The 1,070-nt window shown below is 66.4% G+C and carries 1 protein-coding gene; it reads left to right on the plus strand.

What is annotated here, in order from left to right:
• Nucleotides 1–666: ABC transporter permease (locus tag ABZ070_RS37500; protein WP_356640696.1), on the plus strand; the 666-nt coding region annotated here is incomplete at its 5' end.
• Nucleotides 667–1,070 lie beyond the last annotated feature (404 nt).

A 1,070-nucleotide genomic window follows, 5' to 3' on the forward strand; every position in this document is an offset into this window, starting at 1 on the left:
GAGTTCCCGATCATGTTGGTGCTGATGTACACGTATCTCTTCGGAGGTGCCATCGCCGGCTCCGTCGACGCGTACATCCAGTTCCTGCTGCCCGGCATCCTGACCATGAGCGTCGTGATGATCACGATGTACACGGGTGTCGCGGTCAACACCGATATCACGAAGGGCGTCTTCGACCGCTTCCGTACGCTGCCGATCTGGCGGCCTGCGCCGATGGTCGGCTATCTGCTCGGCGACGTGGTGCGCTATCTGATCGCCTCCGTGGTGATGCTGACGGTCGGCGTGGTCATCGGCTACCGCCCGGACGGCGGCCTGGTGGGCATCGCGTTCGGCGTGGTGCTGCTGATGCTCTTCTCGTTCTCCTTCTCCTGGATCTGGACAATGTTCGGCCTGCTGCTGCGCACGGAGAAGTCGGTGATGGGCGTCAGCATGATGGTGATCTTCCCGCTGACCTTCCTGAGCAATGTCTTCGTCGACCCGAAGACGATGCCGGGCTGGCTACAGGCCTTCGTCAACAACAGCCCTGTGACGCATCTGTCCACGGCGGTCCGCGACTTGATGGCAGGCGACTGGCCGGCGGCGGACATCGCCTGGACGCTGGGCTGGTCGGCGGTACTGGTGGTGGTCTTCGGCTCTGTGACGATGCGGCTCTACAACCGCAAGTGAGGGCAAGGACGGCCGACTCTTTGTGACGGTCGGCTCCTCGTGACGGGCGCCCCGAAGGACCGGGGGCCCGGTCGCCGTTACGTTGTTTGTTTGTCTCTGGTGGAAGCCCCAGCGTCGGTGGGGCCGGGCGAGGGGCCCGGTACGAGGGAACGCCAGGAAACGGGGACGGACCATGCGGCTGCTGACCATGGAAGTCAGCCGCGTCGCGGTGCCGTCGGTGAATGTCCCGCCTCCGCCCGTGGGGGCGCGGCGTCTCGAAGGCGCTGGGGGCGTGGGCTGCAGGCGTGCTGCTGCCGAGTGCCCGTCCCTGCGCGGCCGAGGTCGATGCCGGCCTTCCTTGTCCAGGGTGCGCAACAGCGGCGAGGACGCGGACGCCCGCGAGGTGCTGCTGGCCAAGCAGCGCC

Source organism: Streptomyces sp. NPDC006283 (assembly GCF_040613325.1).
Classification (GTDB): Bacteria; Actinomycetota; Actinomycetes; order Streptomycetales; family Streptomycetaceae; genus Streptomyces.